This is a genomic window from Sporosarcina ureae (assembly GCF_002082015.1).
In the GTDB taxonomy this organism is placed as follows: Bacteria; Bacillota; Bacilli; order Bacillales_A; family Planococcaceae; genus Sporosarcina; species Sporosarcina ureae_A.
In genome coordinates this window covers 2,368,896-2,394,558 of the sequence record NZ_CP015109.1, presented here as the reverse complement: position 1 = coordinate 2,394,558, position 25,663 = coordinate 2,368,896, and the positions used below count along the sequence as shown (strand labels likewise).

The following is a 25,663-nucleotide window of genomic DNA, read 5'->3' as shown; positions in this document are numbered from 1 at the left end:
TTGAAGACAGATACGAGGAGTGTAGGAGCGTACCTGGAACGTCGCAACAGTGTTCCCACGTCATGACTACCCACGGACCTGATGATTAGGCTCTTCTCCTTGCGCAAACGCAAGCAATGCGTCTACGTTCAGCTTCATCATCGCCTTGCGCGTCTTCACGGTGGCACTGCCAATATGCGGCAACACCGTCAAATTCGGAAGCGTCAGCAACGGATGATCGAGCGGAACAGGCTCCGTCTCAAAGACATCTAACCCTGCCGCATGAATTTTCTTCGTGCGTAGCGCATCAAACAACGCGTCTTCATCCACAATTCCGCCACGCGCAACATTGATCAATATACCCGTCTCTTTCATCTGAGACAACTCTTTCTCCCCAATCATACCTTTCGTCTCTTCGCTATACGGCACTAAAATTAGCACGAAATCAGACGATGCAAGCAAATCCGGAAGCTGGGCATACCGACAACCATACATATCTTCCATTTCGGACTTGCGGTTACGATTGTGATACAGCACGTCCATATCGAACCCTTTTGCACGTTTCATCACCGCTTCACCGATTCGGCCCATTCCGATGATACCAAGAGTCGCCCCGTAGACGTCAGTTCCCGTGAAACCAAGTGGCTCCCATGATGTCCAACGTCCTTCGCGCAACATATTCTCTGCGCCGATCACATCACGAGCCGTAGCCATCAATAAAGCAAAAGCTAAATCCGCCGTCGTTTCTGTCAGCACATCGGGTGTATTCGTCACGACAATATTCCGTGCCGCTGCCGCTTTGACATCGATATGATTATAGCCCACCGCCATATTGACGATCAGTTGTAAGGAAGGCGCTGCGTTTAGCACTTCTTCATCGATTTGATCCGAGATAACCGTCCATAGCGCGTCGACGTCAGCTACTTCTTTAAGCAAGACGTCACGAGGAACGGCTTCACTCGTTGATTCCCACATGCGTACTTCGTAATGTTCACGCACGGGGGCGATCATTTCTTCTGGCATCTCTCGACAGATATATACTGTTGGTTTCATGGACAGCACTCCTTTAGCCACCTATATAGTTCATATTGATTTTCTTACGATTCTTTACAGTTTGCTCCGTACGTTCATCAGAATAGCGGTCTTTTCGGCCTCTCCACACGTCGGCAATCACTTCGTATAATTCTTCGTCCGTTTTATCTGACCGAATTAATTCCCGTAGATCAAAGCCGTCAGACGCGAAGAGACACGTGTATAATTTTCCTTCGGATGATAAGCGAGAGCGTGTACACGTTGAACAAAACGACTCCGAAACGGATGTAATGAAGCCGACTTGTGCGTCCGTTCCTACATAGCGATAACGTTTAGCCACTTCACCGTAATAGTCTTCTTCTGCAGGCTCCATGTCAAATTCAGCCGCCAGCATGTCGTAGATTTCTTTTTTCGTGACCACTTTTTTAAAGCTCCAGCCGTTGTCATTGCCGACATCCATGAACTCAATGTAGCGCAATGTGATGCCGCGTTCTTTGAAATACGCAGCCATCGGAAGGATCTCGCTTTCATTGACACCTTTTTGTACGACCATATTCACTTTGATGGTAAAACCGATGTCCTGTGCCTTTTGAATGTTTTTGAGAACGAGATCAGGTGAAATGCCACGGCCGTTGATCTGGCCGAACAGTTCCGGGTCCAGTGCGTCTAAACTAATGTTCAGACGGCGCAATCCAGCGTCGTAAAGCGGTTGCGCGTATTGACCGAGCAACACTGCGTTCGTTGTAAGTCCGATGTCTTCGATCCCCTCGATGTCGTGAAGCTTCTGTATCAACTCGGGCAAATTGCGACGCATCAGCGGTTCACCGCCCGTCAAGCGCAGTTTCTTGACACCTAACTGAGCGAAAATTCGAGCCAGGCGTTCTATTTCTTCAAACGATAATAATTCATTTTTTGCTAAAAACACGAAGTCATCACCAAATACTTCTTTTGGCATGCAGTACGTACAGCGGAAGTTACAACGATCCGTAACAGAAATCCGCAAGTCCCGAATCGGACGTCCGAGTTGATCTACAATGGCATTCATCTTCTTCATCCCCTTTCCAGTTCACATGGCGTGTTGACATTTTTAAAAGCTATTTCGGGTGTAGGGGTTAATAAAGCTCCTTCAATCCACTGACTTTCGTGTTGGCCTTGCACATGCATCACGCGACGATTGCTATCGCGCAACGCTTGTTTGATCGTCGGTTTTACACGTGCGTCCCAAACCGATACGAGTGGATGTCGCTTTCCTTCAACTGTGACAGACGAAATATCTCCTTTATGCAATTCCATTAATCTTTTCATGATACTCGCTTCTATGAACGGCATATCACAAGGCAACACGACGTAGCGGTCAGCTTCCATTAATTCCATTGCGGATAAAATCCCCGCAAGAGGGCCCATTCCGGCATACGCCGCAAGATCCGTCGTCACATGAACGCTGTCCGGAAACTGTTCTTGAAATTCAGGACGCGTCACGACGACAATGTCATCGCAAATCGGTCGCAATGCTTCTAGTGAGTACTGATAAAACGAGTGTCCTTCGTGCGTCGCAAATGCTTTTGGCGAGCCGAAACGTCGCGATTGTCCGCCTGCCAGTAACACACCGACCGTCTTCATCCGCCACTCACTGGTGGAATGAACGCGCAGATATCCCCCGCTTGAATGACATCATCCTTTAGGGCATACTCTTCATTCACCGCCACGTGGATCGTCTCTTTACCAAAACCCGGATACGTCGCTTCCGCCCAATTCAGCAAGTCCTCCACCGTTAAAGGCGCACGATCCAAAGACTCTTCATCTTTACCCGTTAACTCCCGTAGCCTTGCAAAGTAATGAACTGTAATCATTGTGATTCGCTCCCTTTCTCTGGATATTTCTTCTGTGCACCGATCCACTCTTCGCCGTCTTCCCAGATTTCCTTTTTCCAAATCGGTACGACTTCTTTAATGCGCTCAATCGCGTATTCATTTGCCTCATACGCTTCTTTTCTGTGAGGTGATGATACCGCGATCACTACAGCAATATCCGATATTTTTAATTCACCAATCCGATGCGCCATCGCGACCTGAACTCCCGGCCACTTCGCTTCCATCTCCGCACCGATTTCCGCAAGTTTCTTTTCCGCCATCGGTACATAGGCTTCATACGCGAGATACAATGTGCGAACACCATGCGTCCACTCGCGTACATGTCCTGTAAATACTGTCACTGCACCCGCCGCCGGATGCAAAACCAACTCACTGTATTTCTGCACATCAATCGGTGTGTCTATGATTTCATACCGTTTCATGATCTCGCCTCCACCCATTCTTGCAGCCAATCGTCAAGTCGTGTGATGTCTTCGAACAGTTCGGCTGTTTTCACCGTCCGAATGATGCCAGACAACGACTTCAACTCTTGCCGTTCCTCTTCATTTCGGATGAGGACCACTTTCTCACCGGCTTCTTGTTTATACCCTTCTATCAATAAAACATCTGGCTCACCAGACGCGGCCAATGCCTTTAGTTGTTCAAATGAACGTTCTTTATTTTGTACCAATTGTATCATATCGCCACCCGCCACAAGTGTAGAGACAGCTCCAAATTCTAAGAATTGCACCGTATCGGTATGCGCTGGCGGCAGTTCAGGCGCGCCACCATGCCCATGATGTTTGAGCACAGCGACTTCGTAACCAAGACGGTTCAGCACGGTAATCCAGTGCGAAACGAGCGTCGTTTTTCCGCTATTCTTGAAGCCGACGACATGTAACGTCTTCACAGCTCCCAACGCTCCACGCCTTGTTCCGTTCCTAGCAATAATACATCCACTAACATGCCTTTTTCAAAGCCGCGCGTTCCGCTTGGCAAGACAATGATGCAGTTACCACGCGCAATAGAGGACACAGCGCTAGACTTATTGAAACCGGCAGGCGTTGCCACGACTCCTTCGTTCGTCATCGACCAGCTAGCACGGACGAAACGAGTGAACGGATTCGCTTTCTGGAAATCGTCACCAAGAATCGCTTGAATACGTGGCATATAAGGCGCTGTACAGCCCATCATCGAATATATGGCAGGACGCGCGAACAATTCAAATCCCGTGAAGCAAGCGGAAGGATTACCTGATAGGCCGAATAATAATTTATCCCCTAATACCGCTACCGTCGTCACACTGCCCGGACGCATCGCCACTTTATTGAACAATACTTCCGCACCGAGACGTTCATATATTACCGGCAGATAGTCATAATCTCCAACCGACACACCGCCCGTCGTAATGAGCAAGTCCGTCTCCTGAAGAGCTTTCTCAACAATTTCCGTACACGCATCTAAATCATCTTCCATCATGCCGTACGATGTATACTCAATTCCCATTCGCTTCAACTGCGCACGAATCATCGGTCCATTTGAATTGCGGATCTTCCCCGGTTCGAGTTCATCCTCAACATCCAGCAATTCAGTTCCCGTCGACAACACGCCAGCAATCGGCCGTTTCGCAACACGCACTTGCGCATAGCCAAATGTCGCAAGCAATGCGATCGTTCCCGGATGAATAACGGTTCCTGCTTCGATCAATGTCTCACCTTGTTTCGCATCTTCCCCTTGACGCGAAATATTCTCCCCCGCTTCAAACGGCTTACGCAGCGTAAATCCACTGTCGTTCTTGACCGTTTGCTCGAGCATAACGACCGCGTCCGCCTGTTCCGGAATCAACGCACCCGTCATGATGCGGAACGATTCACCTGGCTCTATCGAACGATCTGCGACATGCCCTGCGCCAATTTCCCCAATTACACGGAAAGCTTTTCTCGCGTCTCCTGAAGCACCCGTCGAATCTTCTGCACGAATCGCAAAACCATCATACGGCGAACGATCAAAAGGCGGCACATCATGCTTCGCCACGATGGGTTCCGCCAGCACCCGACCATATGTATCTTCTAACGGAAGAATTTCCGTTCCCAACTTATGTACATTTTTCATCACACGTTCCACAGCTTCCGCCACTTGAATCGGTTTTCGAATTTCTACCACGTACATCTCCTACTTTCTTTTGGTATACTATCTAGTACAATGAAATGAAATGAAAGGATGATCCTCATGTCCGAACTTACACACTTCAATGAACAAGGTCGCGCCAAAATGGTCGACGTGTCCGAAAAAGAAACTACATTACGTACGGCGATCGCAACATCGTCCATCCTCGTCAACCAATCGATCCACGAGCAAATTACACAAGGCACAAATAAAAAAGGAGACGTCTTCGCAGTTGCGCAAGTCGCCGCCATTATGGCCGCGAAAAACACGTCCAACATCATTCCCATGTGCCATCCACTCCCATTAACAGGGGTAGATGTCCGATTTGATTGGGAGATCGATGAAGAATCTTCCCATTATAACGTGTTCATCCAAGCCGAAGTCAAAACGAGAGGCGTAACCGGCGTCGAAATGGAAGCCTTGACTGCCGCTTCTGCCGCCGCGTTGACAATTTACGATATGTGTAAAGCAGCCGGCAAAGATATGGTGATCGGCCCGACGATGCTACAGCATAAATCAGGTGGGAAAAATGGAGATTATCAACGCGCGGACTGAATGTCGCGCGTTTTTTTGGTTGGGTTGGGTTGGGTTGGGTTGGCGCTCAATGAAATGGCTTGAGCGCTCTATTGGGCTGTGTGGCCGCTCATAGTTTCATGCTTGCCGCTCTATTGGGCCGGGTGACCGCTCATACTTCCACCCCAACCGCTCTATCAAGCCGCGTGGCCGCTCATATTTCCACGACAGCCGCTCTATCAAGCCGCGTAGCCGCTCATACTTCCACCCCAACCGCTCTATCAAACCCCGTAACCGCTCATACTTCCAACCCAGCCGCTCTATCGAACCGCGCAACCGCTCATACTTCCACCCTAGCCGCTCTATAAAACCCCGTAGCCGCTCATACCCCCATCCTAATTCAACCCAAATGCTTCCCCAACTCATGCACAATATGCGGCAATTCCGGCACGATCAGCTTATCCATCGCGAGCGTCACGGCCTTCGAAGAGCCCGGCAATAAAAACACCGCTTGCAAGCCAATTCCGCCAGCCGCCGCGCGACTGAGCAATGCTTTTGATCCCACGTCTTCGGTATAACTCAAAAAGCGAAACAGTTCGCCAAATCCGTCTAATGGCTTCGTGAAATGAGGTGACACGGTTTCCACTGTAATATCCCGTGCGCCAATCCCCGTTCCGCCTGTGAAAATCATAGCTTGAATGGACGAATCGGAAGACCAAGTGGACAACTGTTCTTCAATACGCTCCGCTTCATCCGGGCAAATTTCGTATGCTTTCACGGTATGTCCCGCTTCGGCCAACTTATCGCAGATCACCTTGCCGCTTTTGTCATCCGCTTTGGTCCGCGTATCACTGATCGTCAGCACTGCGACTGCAATCGATTGATCACGCGCTTTCTGTGGTAAATGAGCCTTCTCCATTTGCTGTTCCTCCTAGCCGAATAATGAATGATAAATTTTTCGTCCTTCTCGCATATCTTTCAGACCATGAATCAACAGCCTGCCGTTGCCGAATAAAATACAACGATAGCCTTCTGCTTGAAACTCCACGAAAAATGGCGTTTCCCGGTATTTCGATCCTAGTTGCTGTGCGACTTTCACGCCGTCCGCCACCGTTAATTTACGTCCTGCATCGGGTATGATTTGTACTGTATCACGACCGCACAGCACAGCGTATTGTGTACCCGCTGCCTGATGCAACGCGGGATATGTCGGATGTTCACCACAAGTTTCGCATTGTGGGTTCTTCATCCGGCTGATTCCCGCTTCCACTGATGTATTATTCCACACATCAAAATGCAGAAGTTTTGTACGCATGGCGTCTTCATTTCCCGTCAGCCATTTCATCGCTTCCGCACTTTGATGTGCAGCCGAAATTTGGACAGCGGGTGCAATTACCCCTACTGTATCACATGTTTCATTGACCGCCGGCATAACCGGTAATAGACAACGAAAACACGGTGTTTTGCTTGGAATGAAAGGAAAGACGCTGCCTGAACTGCTCACGACTGCGCCATACACCCAAGGAATATTCAGTTTCCATGCGACGTCATTGATCAGCAAACGGGTCTCGAAATTATCGGTTGCGTCGAGTAAGATATCCGCGCCGACCGCCATTTCTTCGAGCAATGGTCCGTCGATATGGTCGAGCACCGTCGTAATGTCCACGTCTTCTCGAATCGCATGCAAGCGACGGGCTGCCGCTACCACTTTTGGCACACTGTTTTTCGCATCTGCTTCGACGAATAATTGTTGCCTCTGTAAATTGGATGCTTCCACATAATCGCGGTCTGCTAGCGTTATTTTACCAATTCCTGCACGCACAAGCGTCTCGGAAATCGATGAACCGAGCGCACCACAGCCTATGATGACCGCATGAGAGTCTGATAGTTGCCGCTGTCCCGACGTGCCAATAGGTTGAAATAGTGTTTGCCTTGAATAACGATTCTCCACTGGATCTACTTCCTTTCATTACACCACAAGCGAGGCAATCGGTTAAGACCGATTGCCTGCGTTTGCTTCTGGACTAATATCACTGAATGAACCAACATAGCGAACTACGTCGCCTGTTCCATCTATGACCGAACTGATGGATAGGAACTCCAGATACTCTTCGCCGTTCTTTTTCTTATTCCAAATTTCACCTTGCCATTCACCTTGTTCCTCAATGGTGCGCCACATGTCGTCATAGTATGCTCGATCATGTCGGCCTGAACTTAAGATGCTCGGACTCTTACCGAGAACTTCTTCTTCATTGTAACCTGTTAGTTTCGTAAATGCCGGATTGACCGAAAGAATCAACCCTTTTGAATTGGTCACGAGAATACCTTGCCCAGTTGAATCGAATACTTCTTTAGACAAGCTCGTGCGATCCATGTAGTAGAGCCAGATAGCCAATACAAGACTGACTAACGATACTTGTGAAAACGCCATGAATCCTATTGAATAGGAACCCGTCATCGAGAAAATCGTTGCGAGTAATAATGGAGGGAAAAATCCACCAAGACCACCCATCATCGATACGATCCCGTTGACAGTACCTGCTTGCTTACTGAAATACATCGGTACCAGTTTAAAGATCACACCGTTTCCGATACCAGCCGCTGCCGCAATCATAATACTGCCGACTGTGTACAGTCCGATATCCGGGGAAAATGCTAAGACGATGGACGAGATTGTCAACCCTGCGAAACAGCCCATCAATAAAAATAACGGCTGGAATTTATCACCTAACCAACCACCGACTGGACGCAATAGCGTCGCGACGACGATGAAGCCGGCTGTACGAAGTCCTGCGTCGACCTTATCAAGTTCAAAGTAATTAACGAGGAAACTCGGCAAGAATACCGTAAACGCAACGAATGAACCGAATGTGATGAAATAGAACAACGAGAAGAACCAAAGTTTCTCATTCTTATACACACCTTTAATTTGATCGACAATGGGTGCTTTCACTTTTACTTCTTTACGGTCACCGAAGAAGAAGTTCATTGCGATGAACGCAAGCAGTAAAATTAAGTACATTTTGACAGTCAACGACCAACCGAACTTCATAGCGAGCACCGGTGCGGCAAACGTCGTGATCGCTGTCCCGATATTCCCCATTCCGTAAATACCATTGACGAGCCCGTGCTTTTCTTTAGGATAGTACTTCGGTAGCGACGTAACACCAACAGAGAAAATCGCGCCCCCTATCCCAAGTAACGTACCGCCAATCAATAGTCCTGTCACTGTTGATGTTTCACTTATGTAGTAGACAGGAAATAGTAAAACGATGAAACTGATGAAAAACATCATACGCGCGCCATAGACATTGGCATAGTAACCCAGTGGAATACGCAAAATTGAGCCGAGTACTACAGGGATCGCTGTGATGATGGCCACGCGCTCTGGTGGAATGTTGATATCTTCGCTAATAAACGGTAGTAAAGAAGAGATCAGGACCCACACCATGAAGCCGACAACTAGATTTGCCGTCTGTAAAGGCAACTGAATCTTTTGTGTCATAGGAATCCATCCAATCTAAAATTAGTTGCAAAACAACCCACTTACTCTTTTTTCATCTTCATTATTCGTTATTCCGGTAGAATAGACGTATATAATTGTTCGAATAATTCATCTTGCTCTTTAGCAAGCAAGACCGATAGAACCATTGGAAAGATGACGTTTTCTTCTTTTACAAAATGAATCATAATCACCTCAAATGCCTCGCCTGCGTCTTTTACGACATCTTGCATCATGGCGAGTGTAAACTCTGATAAATCGCCTCTTGTGTGATGAAGGAAATGTCCGATAAACGCATCAATCTCATCGTGTTCTTCTTGCACGGCTTGAACCGGCCCTTGATCACTGCCCACATATTTCGCTAGCATCGGGAACAGAAATTCCTCTTCTTTTTCTGTATGATTCTTCAATGGATCAATGAATTCGACGACTAGCTCGCGCAATCTCTTGAGTGCTTCGAGACCTTCGTCACGCGTGAATCTATCATTCTCAAAATCCAGTACGATCGCATGCCACTGCTCCATCAAAGATGTCAGGAAACGATGTTCGTTTTCGAGCACGCGTAATGCAGGTAGCGTATGCGTGAATCCTGTATTGACCATCATCCTTCACCTCTTCATTTAGAAATTCAAAAGTTTCTTGCGCAGCGCATATTCGACGAGTTCCGGACGGCTCTTCAAATGCAGTTTGTCCATCATTTTCGCTTTATGCGCTTCTACAGTCTTGACGGAAATATACAGCATTTCTGCAATTTCCTTATTCCCGTAACCTTTTGCGACCAAAGGCAGAATTTCGACTTCCCGTTTAGATAAAATCTTGAACGGATCATTTTCTTCTGCCTCTTTCGTTCCTTTCTTCACAAACTCCCTCACAAGCGACGTCGCCATAGACGGATGAACATACGTCCCGCCGTCGTATACTTCACGAATGGCGTGTAGCAACTCTTCATCAGGAGCATTTTTCAAAATATAGCCTGCTGCACCGTTTTTCAGTACATGAAACATATACTCCTCATCATCGTACATCGTTAAAATGACGATTTTGGTTTCGGGAAAATCTTCATGAATTTTACCTGTCGCAATCAATCCACTTTGGCCAGGAGGCATGCTAAGATCCAGTAAAATAATATCGGGTCTGTGCTTTGCAACTAGTTCATATGCTTCCAATCCATCTGCCGCCGTGGCCACGACTTCCATATCGTCTTGGAAATTCAATATATGCATGAACCCTGTGCGGACGACTGCATGATCATCAGCTATTATGATTTTCACTTGTTGCTCTCTCCTTCTTCAGTGGAATGGTCGCTTGGACTGTCGTGCCTTTTTGTTGACTAGAAGCGATTGTCAAATTACCACCTACTAGTTCCACCCGTTCTTTCATGCCATACAGACCAAGGCCCGTGCCTTGCGGTGTAAAGTCATTGATATCGAAGCCGACACCTTCATCTAATACTGTTATTTGCAGCTGGCCATCGACTTCATTCAATGTTAAAAAGACATCTTCTACTTGAGCATATTTCATGGAGTTGAGAATCGCTTCTTGGCCGATACGATAGGCAACCGTTTCAATCGCACCTTCATAACGACATTCTCTCAAATCGGATTCGAAATGAACATACAATCCGTAATTCTTTTCCAGATTCTTGATGTGCGTTCGAAAAGCAGCATCCAGTCCAAAATCATCGAGTACAGCCGGTCGCAGTTCGACGGATAAATGACGAATCTCATCGAGCAAGCGCATCAATGAACCTTCCGTTTGACGCAACTTCTCGAGCGCTTTTTCCGTCATGCCCATATATTTCAATACGCGTAAATCGACGAGTGAACTGAGCATCTCCTGCGCTACACTGTCATGCAGCTCGCGTGAAATACGTTTGCGTTCGTTTTCCTGCGCCAAAATGACTTGTTGCATACGCAACTTTTGATGGAGAACTTCGGACGTCTGGGTTTGTCGCGTTAAATTGCGCAACATTAGCATGGACACATAGTTCTCTTCATCTAACACCTGATACGTCGCGCTGTATGGTTGTACGCCAAGGTCTTTCGTCTCCAAATATAGTTGGAATGAAGATATTGTTTGTTGTGGTTTCTCCATAAAACATGAGACACACGTCATTTGTTCCTCTTCGCTCGTAAAGCCGCGGCATGTAAGACACATCGCGTCGGCTTCACCTTGTAGCATTTTTTCATAGAGCGCGGGCTCCATAATTTGTTTCGCCGCTTCATTCATGGATAGGATCTCACCGTTCGAGCCGAAAAAGAACATTGCTTCTGTCGTACGATCGTATAATTTATGCAGCATAGTCGTCAGTTGGTCATTGTTCAATAATGTCATCTTTCAATCGCTCCTTCATGTGAAACGGTCCGAATTGAGGTCCTACTGCATGCTTGAATTGCTCAAACTTGTCAGCCGTTAACCGGTTCGCTTCACGATAGCCAATCAAAAGTACGCCTTGCACATGATCATTAAGGAATAGTGGGATCGCGCCAAAACTTTTTAGCTTTTCAAATACGACAATTGGATAGTTATAGAGATCTCCATCCATTACACTTACGTCTACGTTCTCGATACTCATCGGTTTTCCTGTCTTGAAAACAATTCCTGCCACACCTTTTCCTGATTGAAGGACAATTCTACGATAGCGTGAACTGATATTCCCCGTTACATATCGCCATCTAAAGTCGTGATGATATTTCTTCAAATCCACTAACGCTAAGCCAATGAAATCCGCATGAAGCGTTTCCTTCAATTCGTCAATCGCCAGTTGGAAAGTACTATTTGCTTGTCCCGTCATAGCTTAATCTCCCATTATTTATCATTCGCTTACCGAGGTGATTGTTTGGTCGGCTGATGTTTTCTATATAGGATATAACTTCTACCTACATAATTCAATGGCACACTCCACACGTGCACAAGGCGCGTGAATGGCCACATCGCAAAAATGAGGAATCCAGTCAAAACATGAAGCTTAAACATAATGGGAACTGATGCCATGAACGCGGCTTCCGGTTGGAATATGAGTAACGACCTGAACCAGACCGAAATCGTATCACGGTAATCAAATCCCGGTGTCATCGTGTTCGTAATCAATGAGCTGTAGACACCGAGGAATACGATCAACAGCAACAACGAATTGACAATTAAATCGGATCGAGAAGATAGATGGCGTACATTTTTCTTCGTGAAACGACGGGATGTTAAAATAATCATTCCGGCGAATGTAACGACTCCAAAAAATCCACCACCCCATACGGCACCGATATGGTACATATGGTCACTGATTCCCATGGCACGTGTCCACTCTTTTGGAATCCCAAGTCCCGCCACATGACCTAAAATAACGGGGAAGATTCCGATGTGGAACAGCAAACTACCGATCATTAATTGTTTCTTTTCAATAAACTCACTCGACTTCGCGGTCCAGCCGAATTGGTCATTACGGTAACGGAAAATATGCCCTACAATAAATACCGCGATACAGATATAAGGAAAAATGACCCACAAGAATTGACTAGTCATTAGCGGAAACCTCCCGTTGAATACATGATTTACATGTTTCACGCAGTGCACGGATCAAATGTAGCCATGGACTTTCATACTTCTCAAGTGCTTTCATCAAGAAGTACGAACCGTCCTCGATGACCGCAAGCAACATCGTGAAGCTCTGTTGCGCTCGCGGATCTCCCTTCCATTCAGCTGCATAAATAAATTCACACATTAACGGAAGCAAGTCAGATAGTTCTTCATCCGGCATTTCGAGCCCGAACATTTCGTATAACACTTTTAACTGCGCCAGCGTCTGACCACGCTCTTTCGAGTCTGAAAATTTTACATAGGTCATAAACAGTGTAGCGTCTTTTTGAAAATCGAATGTGTACGTGTACATCTCCTGTATTTCATCCAAACTGTATGTTTGCATTGCTTCCCAGTAGAGCTGCAGGTCCTCGTAACCTGCAGCATCTTCTGTTATATACTCATCCCACATATTTGGATGGAATGTCAGCTTTTCTGGGTAGTTCAGTTGATGGGAGAAAAAGCCGAAGATATGCTTCTTTTCATATAAGAGATCAAGATTAATCACGCCAGATCCCCCCATAGAAATTCTCTTCATAGATTTGCTTGCCCGTTTTCACTGGAGCAGCTCCCGGAGTTACAGGTCCACAACCGTCACACCCTCCGTCTGAGCCCATTACAGAGAATGAAGAATACGGATTTTGAGCAGGTGCTTGTTCACCGTACGTACCCATGCCGTCGTATCCCGCAGAACCTTGGGAACGGTAAACGTTCATCTGACTTTCTTTATGTGAAGTCGGAATCACAAAACGATCTTCGTATTTCGCAATGGCAAGCAAACGATACATTTGCTTCGTTTGTTTCGCTGTCAATCCAACACGCTCTAGTTTAGATTCGTCGAAGTCCTTGCCTGAAGAAACCGCACGCATATACGAACGCATCATAGCCATACGTTGCAAGCCTCCCTTGACGATATCCACATCTCCAGCCGTTAGCATATTAGCTAAATATTGAAGCGGGATTCGCATTTCTTCGATAGCCGGGAAAATCATGTCCGGGTTTTTGATGGAGTCTTTACCTTCAAAGTAGTTCATGATCGGGCTAAGCGGTGGAACGTACCACACCATCGGCAACGTCCGGTATTCCGGGTGCAATGGGAATGCTAGCTTGTATTCAATCGCTAATTTATAAACAGGTGAGTTCTGTGCTGCGTCAATCCAGTCTTCGGAAATGCCATCGTTGATTGCTTGCTCGATGACTTCCGGATCATGCGGATCTAAGAACAAATCACATTGTGCTTGGTACAAGTCTTTCGGATCCGGTGTAGATGCAGCTTCTTGCACGCGGTCTGCGTCGTAAAGCAAGACACCTAGATAGCGGATTCGACCTGTACATGTCTCGGAACAAACTGTCGGCAAACCAGATTCCACGCGCGGGAAACAGAACGTACACTTCTCGGCTTTATTCGTTTTCCAGTTGAAGTACACTTTCTTGTACGGGCAACCGGTCATACAGTAGCGCCATCCGCGACATGCTTCCTGATCGACCAGAACGATTCCGTCCTCGTCACGCTTGTACATAGCACCTGATGGACAAGAAGCTACACAGCTCGGGTTCAAGCAGTGTTCGCATAGTCGTGGCAAGTACATCATGAATGCTTGTTCAAAGTTGAATTTAATTTCTTCTTCAATTTTCTCGATATTCGGGTCAGTTGGTCCGGTAATATGTGCACCAGCTAACTGATCTTCCCAGTTCGGGCCCCACTCTGGAGCCATGTATTCGCCTGTGACTACAGACTTTGCACGTGCCACCGGCGTATGTTCTTGATCCGGTGCGGATGTTAATTTTTCATAGTCGTACGTCCATGGCTCGTAGTAATCTTTCATTTCAGGCATATCGGGATTGTAGAAGATTTTACCGAGTGCGATTTTCGATAGTTTAGAACCCGATTTCAATTCCAATTTCCCTTTTCGCAACTGCCAGCCACCCTTATAGAGTTCCTGGTCTTCCCAGCGTTTCGGGTAGCCGATCCCCGGTTTCGTTTCTACGTTATTGAACCACATATACTCGGCACCTTCACGGTTCGTCCATGTCGTTTTACACGTCACACTACATGTATGACACCCAATACACTTGTCTAAGTTCATCACCATCGCAACTTGCGCTTTAATTTTCAAGCCAATTGACCTCCTTCATCTTACGGACTGCGACGTAGACATCACGTTGATTACCGATCGGCCCGTAGTAGTTGAATCCATAACTGAGCTGTGCATAGCCGCCTACCATTTGAGTCGGCTTCATGTGAATTCGCGTCGGCGCATTATGGCTTCCTCCGCGTTGCTCGGTGATTTCCGAGCCAGGCATCTGAATATGCTTATCCTGTGCGTGGTACATAAACATCGTACCTTTAGGCATTCTGTGACTGACCACGGCACGTGCATTGACGACCCCGTTTCGGTTATATACTTCGAGCCATGCATTGTCGTCGATTCCGTGCTCTTCTGCATCGAGATTCGATAACCAAACGGTTGGACCTCCACGGAACAACGTCAACATGTGCTGGTTGTCCTGGTATGTCGAGTGAATATTCCACTTGCCGTGCGGTGTTAAGTAGCGCAGTACGAGTGCATCTTGTCCACCTTTAATATCTGCATCACGATCTGCGAAAACAAATGGCGGAAGCGTCGGTTTATAGACTGGCAATGCTTCACCGAATCCTAGGAATAATTCGTGATCGACGTAGAAATGCTGTCTTCCCGTCAACGTCCGGAATGGCACGAGACGTTCGATATTTGTTGTAAACGGCGAGTAGCGTCTGCCGAGTTTATTGGAACCACTGAAGACTGGTGTTGGAATGACTTCACGCGGTTGTGCGGTAATGCCTGCGAATGTGAATCGTTCTGCTGCGCGGTCTGCCGAAATATCTTTCAATTCCACGCCCGTGTCGTGCTCCGCTGCTTCAAATGCACGTTGCGACACGCGACCGTTTGTTGCGGAAGATAAGGTCAACATCGCTTCTGCTGCATGTTTCGCTGTGTACAATTTAGGCAAGCCGTCTTTCACGGTATCATCCTCATAAATACCGTTAATTCCTTTCATCATTTCATATTCATCCGCGACGGAGAAACTGACACCATGCGCGCCCGTTTTCCCTGTGGACAATAAAGGCCCAAGCGTAATGTATTTATCATAGATCTTCGTAAAGTCACGCTCTACGATGGTCATGCCCGGCATCGTTTTGCCAGGAATGGCTTCGATTTCACCTTTACTCCAGTCATGCACCTCGCCCATCGGCTGAGAAATTTCCTGAACCGAGTCATGTGCTAGAGGAGATGTGACTAAGTCTTTATAGACGCCTGGCAAATGCGTTTCCGCAAGTGTCGAGAACGTTTTTGCGATTTCGCGGTAAATATCCCAATCCGATTTGGATTCCCATAATGGGTTAACTGCCGGATTGAATGGATGGACGAATGGATGCATATCAGTGGAAGATAAATCCACTTTTTCATACCATGTCGCAGCCGGAAGTACGAGATCTGCATAAAGTGGCGTCGCGGTCATACGGAAATCGAGCGCTACTAATAGGTCGAGCTTGCCTTCCACTTCATCGCGCCAAACCATTTCTTTCGGTTTCATATCTTCGTTCGGCGTCGCAAGCAAGCCGTCCGAAGCGCCGAGTAAGTGTCGCATGAAGTATTCTTGTCCTTTTGCGGAACTGGAGATCAAGTTCGAGCGCCAGACGAATAATGAACGCGGGAAGTTTTCCGGTGCACCTGGATCTTCCGCTGCGAATTGTAATTCACCGGATTTAAGTTGATCGACGACATGTGAAACGACTTCCTTTGTATCCGTCTTCCCAAGCTTCGCCGCTTCTTCCACGAGCAATAAACTATTTTTATTGAACTGAGGATAAGATGGCAACCAGCCGAGACGCGCCGCCAGTACGTTATAGTCTGCCGGATGCTGGTATCTTGCTTCACCGCCAAGTGGCGACATCAATGTATCTGTCCCCGCTTCTTCATACTTCCATTGGTCCGTCGCAAAGTAGAAGAATGAGGTAGCGTTTTGCAGACGTGGTGGTCCTTGCCAATCTTTCGCGAAGGCAATCGTGCTCCAACCTTCGATTGGACGACATTTCTCTTGTCCTACGTAATGCGCCCAACCTCCGCCGTTCACTCCTTGTGAAGCTGTCAACGTCACCAAGTTAAGGATCGCGCGGTAGATCGTGTCACTGTTGAACCAGTGATTGATGCCTGCGCCCATAATAATCATCGAACGGCCACCTGTGTCGACGGCATTTTGCGCGAACTCCATGGCGATTTGCGTAACGAGTTCCGGTTTCACATTCGTGATCGCTTCTTGCCAAGCCGGTGTATAGATAGAAGTCACATCGTCATAACCTGTCGCCTCTAGCTCACTGTCGATCCGGTTGACACCGTACTGACTCAGCATGACATCATATGTTGTAGTCACTAAACGCTCTGTGCCGTCAGCGAATTGTACTTTCATCGCTGGAATCGGGCGTTTGAATGTGCCATTTCCTCGGTTATCGAAGTACGGGAAATGAATTTCATGCCATTGTTCTGCTTGCTTTTCGATAGATAATGCAGGCTCAACGCGTGTGCCATCTTCGTTTTCTAGTTGCAAATTCCACTTGACGTCTTCTTCCCAGCGTTGCCCCATCGTGCCGTTTGGAACGATGATTTCATCTTTCGCTTCATCAAATATGACGGGTTTCCATTCAGCGTGTGCCGATTGCTGTCCAAGATCGCTTGCACGCAAGAAACGTCCGGCTTTATAGGAATCTTCATGCGGATCTAGTAGAATCAAGAAGGGCATGTCCGTGTATTGTTTGGCATAGTTTATAAATGTTGGTTCTTTACGTTTCTGATAGAATTCATCCAAAATAACATGCGTCATAGCTTGAGCAACTGCTGCGTCTGTTCCCGGGTTCGCCCCAATCCAGTCGTCGGCGTGCACTACGCTTTCCGCATAATCGGGTGCAACCGAGACTACTTTCGTTCCTTTATAGCGAACTTCCGTCATGAAGTGCGCATCTGGTGTCCGTGTAAGCGGAACATTGGAGCCCCACATGATGATATAGCCTGCGTTGAACCAGTCACTCGATTCTGGTACATCTGTCTGCTCACCCCAGATTTGTGGAGAGGACGGTGGTAGATCTGCATACCAGTCGTAGAAACTGAGCATCTCGCCACCGAGCAATGAAATGAAACGCGCGCCTGATGCATAACTGACCATTGACATGGCAGGAATCGGTGTAAATCCTGCTACGCGATCCGGACCGTATTTTTGTACCGTATAGATGAGTTGTGCCGCAATCAGCATCGTCGCATCACGCCAATGAATCCGAACGTGACCGCCTTTACCGCGGGCTTTTTTGTATTCATTGGATTTCTCAGGATCTTCAACGATCGCTGTCCATGCTTTCACTGGATCTTTCGTTTCTTCCAGTGCTTCGTTCCACATGCGCCACAGTTTCCCTCTTATATAAGGATACTTCACGCGTAATGGGCTGTATTCATACCAAGAAAATGATGCACCACGCGGACAACCACGCGGTTCGAATTCAGGCATATCCGGTCCGCAGGAAGGATAATCGATTTGCTGATTTTCCCATGTGATGATGCCGTTCTTGACGAAAACTTTCCAGCTACAAGAGCCTGTGCAGTTTACGCCATGCGTCGTACGCACCACTTTGTCATGCGACCAGCGCTGTCGGTACATATTTTCCCAATCACGATTTTTCTCTTCGAGCACTGACCAATTTCCAGAAAAACTCTCGACGGGTTTAAAATATTTCAATCCGAATCTCTTTTTCATCGAATAATTCCACTCCTTCTCAGAATGTAGCAGTAAATGAAACAGACCTACTACTCTTCTTACCCTCAAATAATTTAATTAATCTGATTTTAATCTAAGGGAATTCCCTATTATTTACTCTGAATCACAGGACTTTTTAACCAAACCTCGTAAAACTTCTTTATATTATACAAGTATACGTGTTTTTACTTTCATTCCTATGGGGGAATTCCCTATTCTCGTTTCCTGAATCCCCTGTCTTATTTTCTGAGTAAGAGAGAATACTTTATGATGGCTTTCGCATTCGATTTGTCATGTGTGTAACTTTAACTGTATTTCTCAATCGTATGGAAAAATTAGTATAGTTCTCATAATATTAAGTTGATTTTATTTATATAAATGATAGAATTATATACAAAATGAAAGGTAAGGTGGATGATACCGTGACAAACGAATTAAATAAGGTACTTCGTTGTGAAGCACTGAAAGACAAAATTGTTACAGCAGAAGAAGCAGCGTCTTGGATCGAGGATGGAATGTCTCTAGGTCTGAGCGGATTTACTTTGTCCGGAGACGCGAAAGCCGTGCCATTGGCATTAGCAGAACGAGGCAAAACTGAGGACTTCAAAGTAAACGTTTTCACTGGCGCTTCTATGGGCCCGAACGTTGATGAATTGATGGCCAATGCAGATGTAATTAATCTACGTGTTCCTTATCAAGGTAACCCGGCAATGCGAGGCAAAATCAACTCAGGTGACTCATTCTACATCGACCAGCACCTTTCCCACACATCTGAATGGATTCGCCAAGGTGTAATTGGACCTGTTGACTATGCAATCATCGAAGCAGCAGCTATTACAGAAGACGGATCGATCATTCCGACTGGTTCTGTTGGTAACTCTCCGATTTTCGTTCAAGAAGCGAAGCATGTCATCATTGAATTGAACGTCAACGCACCAATGGAATTTGAAGGCTTACATGACATCTATATCCCAGATGCTCAAAACCATCGTAAAGAAATTCCTATATACAGTACAACAGATAAAATCGGTACACCAGGTATCAAAGTAGACCCTGAGAAGGTTGTCGGAATCGTACTTACAGAAAAAGGCGATATTCCTTCCCCTATCGTTCCTCCAGACGAAGAGACACAAGAGATCGCAAACAACTTGTTGAACTTCTTCCGTGATGAGATCAAATTGGGCCGTATGGATGAAACACTCATGCCTCTTCAATCAGGTGTTGGTTCGGTTGCGAACGCGGTACTTGACGGTATGAGAACGTCCGAGTTTAAAGATATCGAAGTATATTCCGAAGTACTTCAAGACGCAATCTTCGACTTGATCGATGATGGCGTAGTGAAATTCGCTTCTGCTACTTCATTGACTCTATCTAAAAAACGTTTGGACAACTTCAAAGACGATATCGCTAAATACCGTGACAAGCTTGTATTCCGTCCACAAGAAATCTCAAACCACCCGGAAGTAATCCGTCGTTTGGGTATCATTTCATTCAACACAGCGCTTGAGTTAGACATCTACGGAAACGTAAACTCTACACATGTTAGCGGAACACGCATGATGAACGGTATCGGAGGATCTGGTGACTTCGCTCGTAACGCACGTATCGCGATTTTTGTTACGAAGTCTTACGCAAAAGGCGGAGACGTGTCATCCATCGTACCTTTCTCTTCTCACGTGGACCACACAGAGCACGACGTAGACGTAATTGTTACAGAGCAAGGATACGCGGATCTTCGCGGCTTGGCTCCAAGACAAAAAGCAGAAGCGTTGATCGAAAACTGTGCGCACCCTGATTTCAAGGAAGAGCTTCGTGATTATTACAACAGAGCATGCGAACAAGTGGGCGGACAAACTCCACACATCTTGGAAGAAGCTCTATCTTGGCACGTAAATCTTGCGAAGAACAAGACAATGCACAAGACTGTTGAAGCTCAGAAGTAATTTAATATGGTAGGAAAGACCAAGCAGATTTCGATCTGCTTGGTTTTTTTGTTTTGAATTGGTTTGGGTGGGTGGATGGAACTGACCGCCATGATGGGCATTGAGCGGTTAAACAAGAAGTTTGAGCGGATGCCGTGATATATTGAGCGGATCAATGGATGGATAGAGCACTTTCGGGAGTTCTTTGAGCGGTTGGGGAAATGTATGAGCGAATAGCGTGGATGTATGAGCGCTTGGCCAGATGTGTGAGCGCTCCCTCAGGCAGTTGGATGGAACTGACCGCCATGATGGACATTGAGCGGTTAAACAAGAAGTTTGAGCGGATGCCGTGATATATTGAGCGGATCAATGGATGGATTGAGCGCTTTCGGGAGTTCTTTGAGCGGTTGGGGAAATGTATGAGCGGATAGCGTGGATATATGAGCGCTTGGCCAGATGTGTGAGCGGCCCCCTCAGGCAGTTGGATTAGGCGGACCGCCATGACGGATATTGAGCGGTTAAACAAGAAATTTGAGCGGACGCCGCGATACATAGAGCGGATCAATGGATGGATTGAGCGCTTTCGGGAGTTCTTTGAGCGGTTGGGGAAATGTATGAGCGGATAGCGTGGATATATGAGCGCTTGGCCAGATGTGTGAGCGCCCCCTCAGGCAGTTGGATGGAACTGACCGCCATGACGGACATTGAGCGGCTACGGAAATATATGAGCGGATAGCGTGGATATATGAGCGCTTGGCCAGATGTGTGAGCGCTCCCTCAGGCAGTTGGATGGAACTGACCGCCATGATGGACATTGAGCGGTTAAACAAGAAGTTTGAGCGGATGCCGTGATACATAGAGCGGATCAATGGATGGATTGAGCGCATACGGGAGTTCATTGAGCGGCTACGGAAATATATGAGCGGATAGCGCAGAACTATGAGCGCTCAGCCATATGTTATAAGCGTCTTCCCTGAAAAAAACTGCGAACCCTCCCTCCCCCAGCATAAAAAAGAGGAACCCATCACGGATTCCCCTTCCATTATTACCTATTACAAATCATCAAAGCCATTCAAATCACTAGTTTTCACGTACTGACGGCTCGTTTGTTCGAAGAAGTCCGTTTTCGTGTCGTCGAAGTTATCGACGTAGGCGCGGATCCACTTCATTGGATTGTCTGTGAACTCTGGGTAGATTTCGCTCAAGCCGAGCATGCGTAACATTTTGTTTGCGCGATACTTGACGTAACCTTCCATCTCATCTAACTCAAGGCCGTCGATTCCTGCTAATACATAGCGACTCCAGATGACTTCTTGTTCGACGGAGTGGCGGAATTGGTCATAGATCCATTCCGTGAATTCGTCAGTGTTGTACTCTGGATTTTCTGCTAACGCTGCACGGAAGATGTCGCTGATGGCTTTACCGTGCTGCAGTTCATCACGGTTAATGTACGAAATCATTGTGGATGTGCCGACCATTTTTTGGTGGCGCGCCAAGTTATAGAAAAATGCGAAGCCACTGTAGAAGAATAGGCCTTCTAATAATGTCGTGTAGACCATTGCTTTTAGAACCGTTTCGATTGTCGGGGTCTCCGCAAATTCATTATAGACATCTACAATCCGTTCATTTCGCTTCATTAATACTTCGTCTGTACGGCCCATTTCGAAGGCTTCCATTTGCTTGTCCAAGTTCGTGACGGATGAAAGTACGTATGCGTAGCTGTGATTATGTTCGCTTTCTTGGTCTGCGATTGTCGCTAGAATCGACTTGACGGAAGGATCCGTTGTGAAGTCTGCGATTTTCATTGCGATGACCGTTTGTGGACCGTCGAGTGTCGCCAGTAGGCCGATAATTTTTAAGAATGCGGATTGCTCTTCTTTTGTTAGGCTCGAGAATTGTTTAACGTCTTGCGTCATGTCCACTTCATTCGCTGTCCAGAAAAGCGCACGGATTCGCTGACGTAGTGTATAGAAATGAGGGTGCGCGATGTCGTTCCAGTTCAGGATGCCGCTTGCTTCCCCACCGAAAATGGCTGTTGCTTTATTCGGGTTTGCAGGATTCAGTACTTTTACTCGTGTAAGTGTTGCCAATGTTCGAGCACTCCTTTCGTCCAATTCGTAACTGCTTGTTCTTGCATGCCGCGTGGGCTTTGTTCGATCTTCAATGGTTCAAATGGAGAATGATAGAATTTCGCCAGCTTGTCTGCCGCTTTGCAAAATAGATCATCGCCGCCAAACTGTGTATCCCCTGTGCCAAAGACATAGACGAGCTCGGGTTTATAGCCGACGTCCGCCACGAAATCTTTGACTTCATCGGGTGTTGCTCCTTTTTCCCATGTGAAGGAACCAATGCACAACGCGTCATATTCTTTAACATTTGGGATGATGCCGATGCCGATACGATAGGTATCGACGTCGACGCCTTCACTTTGTAAGTTTTCCGCAATCAATTCCGCTACTTCCTCAGTGTTACCACTCCAGGACGCATAGGCGATTAAGAATGACACCACTCGCACTCCTCAATCTCCGCTGCGGTTGAACGCATGTAGTACGTTGTTTTCATACCCGATTTCCATGCCTGCAAGTGCAAGTCCAAAATAACCGATGCGCGGATGGAGTTCGGTACATAGATGTTGAATGAAATCGACTGATCGATGTGCTGCTGACGCGCGGCGTTTTGCTTGATAGACCAGCGCTGATCGACGATGTAAGCAGAGCGACGGTAAATGTCATACGTATTGTGATCCAGATCCGGTGCAATGACCGGTAATTTATAGTCTTTCTTCTCTTCATGGTAGAACGGCTTGAACACTGGATCGATCGACGCTGTGGAGCCAGCGATAACCGATGTCGAACTGTTCGGTGCGACTGCCATCAAGTAGCCGTTACGCATACCGTTCATTGCTACATCCATGCGTAGTACACGCCATTTATTTGAATCGTATTCGCGTTGCTCAAAGTACTCGCCCGTTTGCCAATCCGAACCATCAAACAACGGATACGCGCCTTTTTCTTTTGATAACTCCATTGAGGCTTTAATTGTCAAATATGCGATATTTTCATACAGCTCGTCTGCGAATTCCACCGCTTCATCAGATTCCCACTGAATGTTTTTCAATGCGAGTAAATGATGCCAGCCGAATGTGCCGAGTCCAATTCCACGGTAGCGTGCATTGGTGCGTTGTGCTTGGACGACTGGGATTTGGTTCTGATCGATGACGTTGTCGAGCATACGTACTTGGATGCGAATCAAACGTTCTAACACGTCTGCTGTTACCGCTCTTCCAAGGTTGATCGACGACAGATTACATACAACGAAATCGCCTGGCTTTGTGCGTGTGACGACCAGATCGTCTTCGAGTGTTACGGATTCATGTGTGGACGCTGACATATTTTGGGTTATTTCTGTGCACAAATTACTAGAATAAATAATTCCTTCATGCTTATTAGCGTTCATACGGTTTACTTCATCACGGTAGAACATGAACGGTGTTCCTGTCTCTAGCTGGCTACGCAGGATCCGTTTCATGATTTCAATCGCTGGAACTGTCTCTCTGGATAAATCTTCATTGCGGACACATTCTTTATACTTCTCGCGGAATGTTCCCTGTCCTTTTGTTTCATCATAGAAATCTTCCAATGAATAACCCATTTTCGTGCGGACTTCATGTGGATCGAATAAATGCCAGTCTTCACGGGACTCGACTTTTTCCATGAACAAGTCCGGCAAGCAGACGCCTGTGAAAATGTCATGTGCGCGCAAACGGTCATCCCCGTTATTGAGCTTGAGATCGAGGAATGTGAAGATGTCTTGATGCCATACGTCGAGATAAACGGCTACGGCACCTTGACGTTGACCGAGTTGGTCGACGCTGACTGCTGTGTTGTTCAGCTGTTTGATCCAAGGAAGAACACCGCTTGATGCCCCTTCAAAGCCACGAATCGATGCACCGCGAGAACGAACTTTCCCCATATAGACACCGATACCGCCACCAAATTTCGACAAGTTCGCGATATCTGTGTTGCTGTTGTAAATCCCTTGTAATGAATCGTCGACTGTATCGATAAAGCAGCTAGATAGTTGACCATGCACCTTACCTGCGTTCGATAATGTAGGCGTCGCAACTGTCATGTACAAATTACTCATCGCCCAGTACGCTTCGCGGATTTTATCAATGCGATCTACTGTTTCGTCTTGCATTAACGTCATCGCGATGATCAACCAGCGCTCTTGCGGAAGCTCCACTGACTGTTTCCTAAAGTTTACTGTTACATAGCGGTCTACTAATGTTTTTAGTCCAATATATGTGAATAATAGGTCACGAGAAGGATCGAGTAGCTTACCGATTTCCTGAAGCTCGTCCCGGCTGTATTTTTCTGTCAGAACAGGCGTATATAAACCTTGTTCCACCAAACGTTCTACATTTTTCGCAAAATCGGTATAGACATCCGCCCCACGCAATGCTTTTTGCTTGGCATAAACGTCGAATAAATAAATACGCGCCGCTACAAATGTCCAATACGCATTCGCCTCATCAATACGGCTTAAAGATTCCAACACCATCGCGTTCGTCCATTCAGTTGCCGAACTCGCCGGGTGACGCTCCTGGAATTTCTCACTCGCTTCGATCAACGGTTCGATTTGTTTCTTGCCAAATTCTTCTTGTAAGTTTTCCATCAATAAATGAAGTCCCACAGTTTCTTGAATAATAGCCATTATATCCGCTCCCTTTAGTGAATTGATTCGGTTATGTACTAAATTAAAAAAACTCCCGATATAATCGGGAATCGTCGATTGACGCTTAGTAGATTGCGGAAAGTTTTAGGCAGACTGAAAAAAGACTGCTTTGTGCTTTCACTCTCCAACCCCGAAGAATGTTTTGCTGAGATGACTGGCAGGTCTACTGGCTGGCACATCGTTCTTCCATCTTTCCTTCCCGCCGTAGCAGTGGTTTTCATAAGATAGTCGTCCGTGCCCTCAGTTGCGGGGGCAGCTCCGTTCGTGGCGGATTCCCTTTTAAACGTCGTGGGTACCAATTCATCTAATTGCTATCACACACTATATATAGTGTGTTAATTCATATATAACCCTAACATGTTGTGTTCAAACATGCAAAACAAAAATCGAACCGAAGTTCAGAATCCTTCTTCTGAACTACGATTCGACTATTGCTATTCAGTATTTTATAGTATATCAAACTTTTTACTTCTTGACTAAATCGTTTGTGTGAATGTTTTTAAATAGAGTGTGAAATAAGTAAAGTTAAGGGATTTCTGCTCCCGCTACAATCCTACTCTCTAACGTAAACCACTTAGAAAATTCACTGTGTTTTTTAGTACCCATTC

23 protein-coding genes and 1 riboswitch are annotated in these 25,663 nt (G+C 46.6%); of the genes, 2 read left to right on the top strand and 21 right to left on the bottom strand.

Annotated elements, in window-relative coordinates; genetic code table 11:
• Positions 1–66 precede the first annotated feature (66 nt).
• The 7 genes from SporoP17a_RS11800 to glp are packed head-to-tail and all read right to left on the bottom strand — an operon-like array spanning position 67 to position 5,024.
• On the bottom strand, positions 67–1,032 hold the full coding sequence (locus tag SporoP17a_RS11800; protein ID WP_083034854.1) for a 2-hydroxyacid dehydrogenase: 966 nt from the start codon (positions 1,030–1,032) through the stop codon (positions 67–69).
• A 13-nt stretch (positions 1,033–1,045) separates the two neighbouring features.
• Positions 1,046–2,065 (bottom strand): GTP 3',8-cyclase MoaA, encoded by a 1,020-nt coding sequence (gene moaA / locus SporoP17a_RS11795; RefSeq protein WP_083034853.1) that lies wholly within the window; start codon positions 2,063–2,065, stop codon positions 1,046–1,048.
• Positions 2,062–2,631, bottom strand: a complete 570-nt coding sequence (mobA, locus tag SporoP17a_RS11790; protein ID WP_083034852.1) for a molybdenum cofactor guanylyltransferase — start codon at positions 2,629–2,631, stop codon at positions 2,062–2,064. Before mobA ends, moaA begins: the two co-directional genes overlap by 4 nt.
• Positions 2,628–2,861, bottom strand: a complete 234-nt coding sequence (gene moaD / locus SporoP17a_RS11785; protein ID WP_083034851.1) for a molybdopterin converting factor subunit 1 — start codon at positions 2,859–2,861, stop codon at positions 2,628–2,630. Before moaD ends, mobA begins: the two co-directional genes overlap by 4 nt.
• Positions 2,858–3,304, bottom strand: coding sequence for a molybdenum cofactor biosynthesis protein MoaE (locus SporoP17a_RS11780; protein WP_083034850.1), 447 nt, complete (start codon positions 3,302–3,304; stop codon positions 2,858–2,860). The genes moaD and SporoP17a_RS11780 overlap by 4 nt, the downstream gene beginning before the upstream one ends.
• Complete coding sequence (gene mobB, locus SporoP17a_RS11775) at positions 3,301–3,771, bottom strand: molybdopterin-guanine dinucleotide biosynthesis protein B (RefSeq protein WP_167693421.1); 471 nt, start codon at positions 3,769–3,771, stop codon at positions 3,301–3,303. The genes SporoP17a_RS11780 and mobB overlap by 4 nt, the downstream gene beginning before the upstream one ends.
• A complete protein-coding gene (glp, locus tag SporoP17a_RS11770; RefSeq protein ID WP_083034848.1) occupies positions 3,768–5,024 on the bottom strand; it encodes a molybdopterin molybdotransferase MoeA in 1,257 nt (418 codons plus the stop codon). Before glp ends, mobB begins: the two co-directional genes overlap by 4 nt.
• Before the next feature lie 66 nt (positions 5,025–5,090).
• Here glp and moaC point away from each other — a divergent pair, with 66 nt between their 5' ends.
• Complete coding sequence (gene moaC, locus SporoP17a_RS11765) at positions 5,091–5,582, top strand: cyclic pyranopterin monophosphate synthase MoaC (RefSeq protein WP_083034847.1); 492 nt, start codon at positions 5,091–5,093, stop codon at positions 5,580–5,582.
• A gap of 358 nt (positions 5,583–5,940) precedes the next feature.
• Here the strand turns inward: moaC and SporoP17a_RS11760 are convergent, their stop codons facing one another.
• The 11 genes from SporoP17a_RS11760 to SporoP17a_RS11710 form a co-directional block, all read right to left on the bottom strand.
• Positions 5,941–6,459, bottom strand: coding sequence for a MogA/MoaB family molybdenum cofactor biosynthesis protein (locus tag SporoP17a_RS11760; RefSeq protein WP_083034846.1), 519 nt, complete (start codon positions 6,457–6,459; stop codon positions 5,941–5,943).
• A 12-nt stretch (positions 6,460–6,471) separates the two neighbouring features.
• Positions 6,472–7,491, bottom strand: a complete 1,020-nt coding sequence (locus SporoP17a_RS11755) for a ThiF family adenylyltransferase (RefSeq protein WP_083034845.1) — start codon at positions 7,489–7,491, stop codon at positions 6,472–6,474.
• A gap of 42 nt (positions 7,492–7,533) precedes the next feature.
• Positions 7,534–9,045: an MFS transporter gene (locus SporoP17a_RS11750; protein ID WP_083034844.1), complete on the bottom strand. Its 1,512-nt coding sequence runs from the start codon at positions 9,043–9,045 to the stop codon at positions 7,534–7,536.
• Between the two features lie 68 nt (positions 9,046–9,113).
• Entirely contained in the window at positions 9,114–9,647 is a 534-nt protein-coding gene (locus SporoP17a_RS11745) for a hemerythrin domain-containing protein (protein ID WP_237262317.1), read from the bottom strand.
• Positions 9,648–9,662: 15 nt separating this feature from the next.
• Positions 9,663–10,313, bottom strand: a complete 651-nt coding sequence (locus SporoP17a_RS11740; RefSeq protein ID WP_083034842.1) for a response regulator — start codon at positions 10,311–10,313, stop codon at positions 9,663–9,665.
• Positions 10,294–11,376, bottom strand: coding sequence for a sensor histidine kinase (locus SporoP17a_RS11735; RefSeq protein WP_083034841.1), 1,083 nt, complete (start codon positions 11,374–11,376; stop codon positions 10,294–10,296). The genes SporoP17a_RS11740 and SporoP17a_RS11735 overlap by 20 nt, the downstream gene beginning before the upstream one ends.
• Positions 11,357–11,836 carry a GAF domain-containing protein gene (locus SporoP17a_RS11730; protein ID WP_083034840.1) on the bottom strand — a complete coding sequence of 160 codons (480 nt, stop codon included), beginning with the start codon at positions 11,834–11,836 and terminating at the stop codon, positions 11,357–11,359. The genes SporoP17a_RS11735 and SporoP17a_RS11730 overlap by 20 nt, the downstream gene beginning before the upstream one ends.
• A gap of 29 nt (positions 11,837–11,865) precedes the next feature.
• Complete coding sequence (gene narI / locus SporoP17a_RS11725) at positions 11,866–12,561, bottom strand: respiratory nitrate reductase subunit gamma (protein ID WP_083034838.1); 696 nt, start codon at positions 12,559–12,561, stop codon at positions 11,866–11,868.
• A complete protein-coding gene (narJ, locus tag SporoP17a_RS11720; protein ID WP_083034836.1) occupies positions 12,554–13,123 on the bottom strand; it encodes a nitrate reductase molybdenum cofactor assembly chaperone in 570 nt (189 codons plus the stop codon). Before narJ ends, narI begins: the two co-directional genes overlap by 8 nt.
• Complete coding sequence (gene narH / locus SporoP17a_RS11715; protein ID WP_083034833.1) at positions 13,116–14,732, bottom strand: nitrate reductase subunit beta; 1,617 nt, start codon at positions 14,730–14,732, stop codon at positions 13,116–13,118. Before narH ends, narJ begins: the two co-directional genes overlap by 8 nt.
• On the bottom strand, positions 14,722–18,396 hold the full coding sequence (locus tag SporoP17a_RS11710; RefSeq protein ID WP_083034831.1) for a nitrate reductase subunit alpha: 3,675 nt from the start codon (positions 18,394–18,396) through the stop codon (positions 14,722–14,724). Before SporoP17a_RS11710 ends, narH begins: the two co-directional genes overlap by 11 nt.
• Before the next feature lie 398 nt (positions 18,397–18,794).
• Here SporoP17a_RS11710 and SporoP17a_RS11705 point away from each other — a divergent pair, with 398 nt between their 5' ends.
• Complete coding sequence (locus SporoP17a_RS11705) at positions 18,795–20,339, top strand: succinyl-CoA:acetate CoA-transferase ScpC (protein ID WP_083034828.1); 1,545 nt, start codon at positions 18,795–18,797, stop codon at positions 20,337–20,339.
• A gap of 1,031 nt (positions 20,340–21,370) precedes the next feature.
• On the opposite strand, the gene SporoP17a_RS11700 is transcribed toward SporoP17a_RS11705, so the two are convergent.
• From SporoP17a_RS11700 to SporoP17a_RS11690, 3 genes are read right to left on the bottom strand one after another with little or no spacing between them, the layout of a single operon-like run.
• The gene (locus SporoP17a_RS11700) at positions 21,371–22,408 is read right to left on the bottom strand and encodes a ribonucleotide-diphosphate reductase subunit beta (RefSeq protein WP_083034826.1); all 1,038 of its coding nucleotides are present in this window, start codon (positions 22,406–22,408) and stop codon (positions 21,371–21,373) included.
• Complete coding sequence (locus tag SporoP17a_RS11695) at positions 22,387–22,824, bottom strand: flavodoxin (protein ID WP_083034824.1); 438 nt, start codon at positions 22,822–22,824, stop codon at positions 22,387–22,389. Before SporoP17a_RS11695 ends, SporoP17a_RS11700 begins: the two co-directional genes overlap by 22 nt.
• Positions 22,812–25,034, bottom strand: coding sequence for a ribonucleoside-diphosphate reductase subunit alpha (locus SporoP17a_RS11690; protein WP_083034822.1), 2,223 nt, complete (start codon positions 25,032–25,034; stop codon positions 22,812–22,814). Before SporoP17a_RS11690 ends, SporoP17a_RS11695 begins: the two co-directional genes overlap by 13 nt.
• Before the next feature lie 159 nt (positions 25,035–25,193).
• A riboswitch (cobalamin riboswitch) is annotated at positions 25,194–25,370 on the bottom strand.
• Between the last annotated feature and the right edge of the window lie 293 nt (positions 25,371–25,663).